The following is a 7,556-nucleotide window of genomic DNA, read 5'->3' as shown; positions in this document are numbered from 1 at the left end:
TGCGCGTGACAGAGGTGATGTCGGACCCCTGTGTTGACATTGATACTAACAAAATGTACCTAGCATGTCTTGCGGCATATGAACGTTTAGCTTATGAAGGTATCCGAATCTTTGCCCTGGCTTTCCCATACGACGCTCCCCCACCGGAGAGCTTTGACTTCCCCGAAGGGAAGTTAAAAAGAGCCGTTCCCATTCATTTTTCCTTTTTGTTTCAATCTTTACCGAATAATTACAGGACTTACGCAGGATAACCCATAAACCCGGTTTCTCGTAGACGTCTATTGCTCAAAACAACGATTTATTATAGAAACCGGGTTTCTTTGCATGGATGAAACACATCGCCATAACCAAAATCTTGTAGGGACGTTGGATAACAAAAATGCTTTTTCCGTTCCGGAATGCTCCGCAAAACGTCCCTACTGTGGTTCATTAAAATGAAAACCGCTATAAACGGTTGAAGTAAATTTACAATTGTGTTGGGTTGGGAGCATCACCATACACTGTTTTCGGGTCAAAAGTTTTCTCCGTTTCGGTAAATGTTAACTGAATTGGTTGCTGGGATTCACTTGCACTTTTTCCCGTAGGAATACAGCGATAAAAACAAGAACGATAACCCACATGACAACTAGCTCCCGAACCAGCTACTTTAACCTGCATCCACAAACAATCTTGGTCGTCATCAATAGCTAACTGCTGTACTTTTTGCACCAGTCCACTAGATTGACCTTTATGCCATAGCTGCTGACGACTGCGACTGTAATAGTGAGCTTCACCTGTTTCAATGGTTTTAACTAACGCCTCTTCATTCATATAAGCGTGCATCAGCACTTCACCCGTGTTGGCATCTGTGGTGACAACTGGAATCAAACCATTGACATCAAATTTGGGCGCAAGTAACAAACCTTCTTCAACCTGTTCTACGGAAGTGCGAGTGGTAAATAGGGGATTCATGTTAGCTAAATTTTGTAATTTTGACAATCATTATTATATCAGGATTTACGCAGAAGAACTCCCCAAACCCGATTTCTCCTAGAGGTCTATTGCTCAAAACAACGATTTATCGTAGAAACCGGGTTTCTTTGCGTAAGTCCTATATATAAAAAAAGTAGTTAATCTATCTAATAATTTTGACCGTAAGGCGATCGAGTAGTTGATTTAAATAGTCGGGCAGATGGGAATATTGATGGGGTTTATTCAAGTCTTGGCAATCTGTATTAAACTCGCAGTCTGGTGAAATTTTTCCCGTGTTGCCATCGACAAAAACATTCCAATATTTACCGATCAAACCGACAATACTAATATTAATCATCCACTCATTATTATCAAAACAGGTTGCACCTACAACCTCAAACAAGTGACAATGTTCTGGAAATACTTCCAGATTGGACAAGAGATAATCGAGGGCTGTTTGTTTGATAGTAGTTAATTCTAGCATACAGGTGTAATCTTCAAATATTTACATAGGTAGTATAGTTAACTTTCAGCCGATAGCTTTCTCGGCGATCGCTCAAAAGCCTAGCCAAAAGTCTATTTCGCTTGGGATTTGACTATCTAGGCTCCATTTTCACCAATCTTGACCACCAGTTTCCCGCTTTTCTCGACTTCCTCCGTTTTTTGTCCTGTACTTAAGTGCAAGCTATGAGAAATTTGTTGAGAATACAGTTCTTTCTCGGTAGATTTGTAGGTTGGGCAAGCATAAGGAGGAAAATTCTCAATTCTTTCATTAGACTTTGCCCACCCTACGCAGCTTCATCGTGAGGGATGAAAGCGTAGATTATCTCTACTCAATTGATCGAGTTTGGTCACTCCCATCAATTTCATATCACGCTCAATCTCAGTGCGCATATTACCTAAAACACGCTCAACTCCTGCTTGCCCAGCAGCGGCCAATGCAAAAAGATAGAATCGCCCACCTGAACAGGCTTTAGCTCCAACAGATAGCGCCTTCAGCACATGAGTACCGCGCTGAATACCACCTTCGCAAATCACATCAATTTTATCCCCAACAGCATCACAAATTTCTGCGAGTTGATCGAAGGGGCTGCGACAACCATCGAGCTGACGGCCTCCGTGGTTAGAAACCATAATACCCGTACAACCAATATCAACAGCACGCTTGGCATCTTCCACACTCATTATCCCTTTCAGTGCAAACTGCCCATTCCACTGCGAGCAGAGTTTTTCAGCATCATTCCAATTCATGGATTGATCTAGCATCGTTGAAAAATAATCGCCAACAGAAACTGCTAAATTAGTTCCCTGGGAGACATAGCCAGACAAATGTGGCATATCGAACTTTTCTTTTGTCAAAAAGTTCCAAGCCCATGCTGGGTGCGTCGCAAAACTCATTAAGGAGTCAAGTGTTAATTTGGGTGGCGAAGTAAATCCGGTACGCAAATCCCGTTCGCGATTACCACCAGTAATGGTATCGACGGTTAATGCCAACACATTAAAGTTCGCTGCTCGTGCGCGTTCAAGCAACGCATCATTCAAGCCACGGTCTTTATGGAAGTAGAACTGAAACATCTTAGGCGTGTTTGCGATTTTGGAGATTTCTTCAACGGTGACAGTCGCCAGTGAAGATACCCCAAACATCGTGCCATATTCTGCAGCAGCCCTCGCAACCGCACGCTCTCCTTCGTGATGAAAAAGGCGTTGCAATGCTGTCGGGGCACAGTAGATAGGCATATCTAGTTTTTGCCCCATCACCTCAACTGACATATCCACATCTTCCACACCGACAAGCACGTTCGGAATAAGATCGCAGTCTCCATAGGCTTGAGTGTTACGCCGATAGCTCTGTTCATCATCGGCGGCTCCATCGATGTAATCAAAAATCGCTCGTGGTAGTCGGCGTTTCGCTAATTTTCGGAAATCCTGAAAATTGTGACAGTCATTCAATCTCATAAAATACCTCAGTCAGATTTATGTTTACTAGGCACTCCATACTATATCAATCCTATTTGAGTCGTGTCAAATAATTAGTCCCTTGAGGGAATGGGGAATAAGCAATGGCAAATATTACGGAATAGGAAAAAGGGAAAAGTACACAGAAAAAGGGAATTTCTAATTTCTGTGTACTTTTTAATTTTTGACAATCTATTTAGGATTGCTATATTCCATTTTGAGAAGCATTAAACCTTCATCGCCAGTCTCTAGGGAATGAACTGTTCCAAAATTACCAGTTTATTGAGATATCAGTTCTGACAGATTGTTGGAAGTTGTTCATCTTGCCAACCACTAACTCCTGGCTGGAATTCATCCCAAGTCTTACATACTTGCTCGTAGCATTGAGGTGGTGTGATGGGTAGGTTTTTCAAGTAAAAGAACATCGCCTGCTCGAAAGACTCCAGCAACAATACAACTTCTGTGGTTGGATCATAATTATCGACAACTTCCAAGATGTGACCAATCATAAAGTCATGGCGCAAAATTGCAGTGTCAGGAGCCGCTAACCAGGCATTCAGGAACGGGGCAAGGCGAGAACGTCCGACAAAATGGGTTTGGAATGATTCTCCGCCAACCCCCAATGTTGGAGAATTTGTGCTACAAACTATCGCACCGCGCTTCTGACTGAGATGACCAACCCAAGCATTATAGCCAATGACTAACAAATTACTGGCAATAAAATCTTGATGCCAATTCGATCTATCGTTTGTTTGACTCATTAGAGACCTCTATTTTGAAAGCAAATCCAGTTGGAATTTAGGCTAAAGGAGCTATGCTGATGCCTAGAGAGCCGGTCAAGTATTCTGAGAAACCACGTTTTTTGGTATATCAGAAACCCGGTTTTTCCAAAAAACCGGGTTTCTTGACCGACTCTCTAGCAATTATCAAGAAAAATTAGAGGTCGCCTGGATTTCAACGCGACCCCATTGCCGATCGCTCTAACTAAGCACTAAAATATCTAGCGACAGGATGATAGGTGACAAAAGCAGTAGTCGATTGCTCTGGATAAAGCTGTTCACTCTCATCGATCAATAACCCAATGCGCTCGCATCCCAATAATTGCAACTGTGGCACTTGATCCATCACCGTCGGACAAGCTGGATAGCCAAAACTATACCGAGAACCTTGATACCTTTGGGCTAATACATCGCGAATGTTATCCGGTTCTAAATCCCCATAGCCTAATTCCCGTCGAATCCTGGCATGACTCCATTCTGCCAAAGCTTCCGCCAACTGCACCGCCATCCCGTGGAAGTACAGATAATCGGTGTACTTGTTGTCTTTATAGAGTTCCTGTGCTTTCTCGGTGGCGATTTCTCCCATAGTGACTGCCTGCATAGGCAAGACATCAAATTGATCCTGTTCGACTGGGCGGATGAAATCAGCAATGCACAGCCGACGCCCGGATTTCTGACGGGGGAATGTCCAAGTGACAAACGGGGTTGCTGTTTTCGGTGTTAAGCCTTGCTCAATCACACTAGGATCGTAAACATGAACGGAATTGTCAATAGCTGCACAGGGGAAATAACCATAAACTAGAGTTGGCTCCAACCATTTTTCCGTGCGAATTTTTTCCTTCCATTCTTCCAAGATCGGATGAACTTTTGATGCCAGGAACCAATCATATTCCTCGCGAGATTGACCTTTCGGTTTACGGAATTGCCATTGCCCAGCGAACAGTGCCTGCAAATCCATGTACCAGAACAGTTCTTCTAAATCTAGATCGTTACTCCGAAGAATTTTCGTCCCCCAGAAAGGCGGCGTAGGACGTTCGATATCAATCGCCACATCTTCCGAGCGTTTGGTATCAATGACAGTTGGTTCATCTGATTTCTTCCCATCGCCATCTGATTTCTGCCCATCACCATTGAGTTCTCGATCTGAATCTTCAATCGCCTTACGTCCCTTTTGGTTAAACTGAGCATATTCCCCTGTAAAGCCTTCGGTATCCACCCAGGATTGCTGTTCTTTGGCGGGCATCAGTCGATCCATAAAGGTCAAATCGGCAAAAGCATCTTTACCGTAAATCACCTGCCCGTTGTAAGTATCTTGACAATCTCCATAGACAAATTTTGGTGTGAGTGCTGCACCACCTAAAATCACTGGAACTGTAATACCTTTAGCATTAAATGCTGCCAGATTTTCTTTCATAAATGCTGTAGACTTCACCAGCAAGCCACTCATGGCAATACAATCAGGCTGATGCTGCTCATAAGCTTCGACGATCGCCTCAATAGCTTGTTTAATGCCCAGATTGACAACCTTGTAGCCATTATTGGTCAAGATGATATCCACCAGATTCTTCCCGATATCATGGACATCCCCTTTAACGGTAGCAATCAGGAATTTACCTTTACCGCGATCTTCGTCCTCTCCTTCGATTTTTTCCATGTAGGGTTCCAGGAAAGCAACGGCAGATTTCATGGTTTCGGCTGACTGCAACACGAAGGGCAATTGCATTTGACCAGAGCCAAACAGTTCGCCCACAACCTTCATCCCATCCAACAAGAAAGTATTGATAATCTCCAGTGCTTTATGACCTGCATCTAAACCCGCCTTTAACGCATCATCTAATCCAATCCGCTCGCCATCAATAATATGTTGCTTCAAGCGTTCGTCGATGGGCAAATCTGCTAAGGAAGCACTCGATCTAGCATCTTTTGCACTCACTCCCGCAAAAATTTCCGTCAACTTCGTCAACGGATCGTAGGTGCAAATATCCCCTTCAAATTTGCGCTTGTCATAAATCAAATCGCGACATATCTGTTGATGTTCTTCGTCAATCTTCGATAAGGGCAAAATCTTGGCAGCAGAGACAATCGAACCATCCATCCCAGCTTTCATCGCTTCATTCAGGAAGACAGAATTTAAGGTAATGCGAGTGGCTGGACTCAAGCCAAAAGAAATATTAGAGACCCCCAGCATAAAGTGAACACCGGGCAGATTTTCCCGAATCAGTCGAATTGATTCGATGGTTGCTTTGGCATTTTCCCTATCCTCCTCAATCCCAGTTGAAATCGGTAGGGCTAAGGTATCATAGAAAATTTCATGGGGTGGAATCCCAAACTTGAGCGCATCCTCATAAGCCCGTTTGGCGATTTCAAATTTTTTCTTGGCGGTTCGAGCCATTCCCTCTTCATCGATACAGCCGATGACAACCCCTGCGCCATATTCTTTTGCCAATTCCAACACTTTAAAAAATCGCTCTTCCCCATCTTCATAGTTGGTGGAATTGAGCAAACATTTGCCCCCAGCGACCTTGAGACCAGCTTCCATTTTTGTCCATTCGGTGGAATCGAGCATCAGTGGGAGAGTCGTATTAGTCACCAGTCGCGATACCAGTTCTCGCATATCCCGTTCTCCATCACGCCCGACGTAATCCACGTTTACGTCCAGCATATGCGCCCCTTCTTTAACCTGGGATTTAGCGATCGCCAATAACCCATCCCAATCATCTTCATTCAACAGCGTGCGGACTTTCTTAGAACCACTGGCATTTAATCGCTCACCAACAATTAAAAAAGAATTATCCTGCTCATAAGTTTGGGCGGAATAAATGGAAGCTGCTGCTGGCGTATAGGAGATGGGTTCTCGAAGCTCCCCCACGGCATTTTTTCGCACCGAACGCTCTTTTAGTGTGGTGTATTCCACAGCCTCGGCTAAAGCTTGAATATGTGCTGGGCGCGTACCGCAGCAACCCCCGACAATCTGAACCCCATGTTCCGCAATGAACCCTGTCATGGCAGTTGTATATTCTTCGGGGGTCATTTTATAAACCGCCTGACCACCAACATTTTCTGGTAGTCCCGCATTGGGAATACAGGAAATGGGGAAGGGGGAATTTTCTGATAGATATTTGATATGAGAGGTCATCAAATTAGGACCAGTGGCACAATTTAGCCCCAAAATATCAATGGGGAAGGGTTCGAGGATTGCCAGCACCCCAGAGATATCCGTCCCCACCAACATGGTTCCCTGGATTTCCATAGTCACGGACACCATTAAGGGGAGTCGCGAACCTTTTTTGGCAAACACCGCCTCAAACGCACTCAGTGCCGCCTTAATTTGCAGAACATCTTGACAGGTTTCCACGATGAAAAGATCGGCTCCCCCGTCATAGAGACCTTCTGCTTGCACCATGAAGCTCGCTCTCAATTCATCATAGGTAATATGACCGAGGGTGGGTAGTTTGGTTCCTGGACCGATGGAACCTGCGACAAATCTTGGTTTTTCGGGAGTCGTAAACTCATCCGCACAACGGCGAGCCAATTCTGCAGCCTTTCTACTTAGTTCGTAGGCGCGATCGGCTAGATCGTACTCTGCGAGAACTAAGGGGCTAGATCCAAAGCTATCAGTCTCGACAACATCCGCCCCTGCTGCGAGAAAATCACGATGGACCTTGGCCACTGCTTCTGGCTTGGTGATGACTAAATATTCATTACAACCTTCATATTCCGGTCCACCAAAGTCCTCGGCGGTCAAGTTTTGGGATTGGATGTTAGTTCCCATCGCGCCATCAAAGATTACCACTGGACGATCCGGATTTTGGAGGCGTTCGAGAAATGAAGTCTTTAACTGAGGTTTGGGAGCTTCAATACTTAGCATAG

6 protein-coding genes are annotated in these 7,556 nt (G+C 44.5%); 1 reads left to right on the top strand and 5 read right to left on the bottom strand.

The window, feature by feature from the left end:
- Positions 1 to 251, top strand: a 251-nt coding sequence (locus AFK68_RS40750; RefSeq protein WP_210407774.1) for a hypothetical protein, incomplete at its 5' end; no start/stop codon positions are given.
- Positions 252 to 465: 214 nt separating this feature from the next.
- Here AFK68_RS40750 and hisI read toward each other — a convergent pair.
- The 5 genes from hisI to metH all read right to left on the bottom strand — a co-directional run bounded on the left by hisI (position 466) and on the right by metH (position 7,554).
- Entirely contained in the window at positions 466 to 951 is a 486-nt protein-coding gene (hisI, locus tag AFK68_RS34165; protein WP_094678183.1) for a phosphoribosyl-AMP cyclohydrolase, read from the bottom strand.
- A gap of 163 nt (positions 952 to 1,114) precedes the next feature.
- Entirely contained in the window at positions 1,115 to 1,435 is a 321-nt protein-coding gene (locus AFK68_RS34160; RefSeq protein ID WP_094678185.1) for a hypothetical protein, read from the bottom strand.
- Between the two features lie 314 nt (positions 1,436 to 1,749).
- Complete coding sequence (locus AFK68_RS34155; RefSeq protein ID WP_094678864.1) at positions 1,750 to 2,907, bottom strand: alpha-hydroxy acid oxidase; 1,158 nt, start codon at positions 2,905 to 2,907, stop codon at positions 1,750 to 1,752.
- A gap of 290 nt (positions 2,908 to 3,197) precedes the next feature.
- Positions 3,198 to 3,668: a hypothetical protein gene (locus tag AFK68_RS34150; protein ID WP_094678862.1), complete on the bottom strand. Its 471-nt coding sequence runs from the start codon at positions 3,666 to 3,668 to the stop codon at positions 3,198 to 3,200.
- 223 nt (positions 3,669 to 3,891) lie between these two features.
- A complete protein-coding gene (metH, locus tag AFK68_RS34145; protein ID WP_094678860.1) occupies positions 3,892 to 7,554 on the bottom strand; it encodes a methionine synthase in 3,663 nt (1,220 codons plus the stop codon).
- Positions 7,555 to 7,556: the final 2 nt, after the last annotated feature.

This window comes from Hydrocoleum sp. CS-953, assembly GCF_002260545.1.
GTDB lineage: Bacteria > Cyanobacteriota > Cyanobacteriia > Cyanobacteriales > Microcoleaceae > Trichodesmium.
The sequence above is the reverse complement of the archived record's forward strand: the minus strand, read 5'-3'. Positions and strand labels throughout refer to the sequence as shown.

Bases quoted from the DNA above. Each gene is read 5' to 3' on its own strand.
- hisI (WP_094678183.1), bottom strand. From the start codon at position 951: ATGAATCCCCTATTTACCACTCGCACTTCCGTAGAACAGGTTGAAGAA.
- AFK68_RS34160 (WP_094678185.1), bottom strand. From the start codon at position 1,435: ATGCTAGAATTAACTACTATCAAACAAACAGCCCTCGATTATCTCTTG.
- AFK68_RS34155 (WP_094678864.1), bottom strand. From the start codon at position 2,907: ATGAGATTGAATGACTGTCACAATTTTCAGGATTTCCGAAAATTAGCG.
- AFK68_RS34150 (WP_094678862.1), bottom strand. From the start codon at position 3,668: ATGAGTCAAACAAACGATAGATCGAATTGGCATCAAGATTTTATTGCC.
- metH (WP_094678860.1), bottom strand. From the start codon at position 7,554: ATGCTAAGTATTGAAGCTCCCAAACCTCAGTTAAAGACTTCATTTCTC.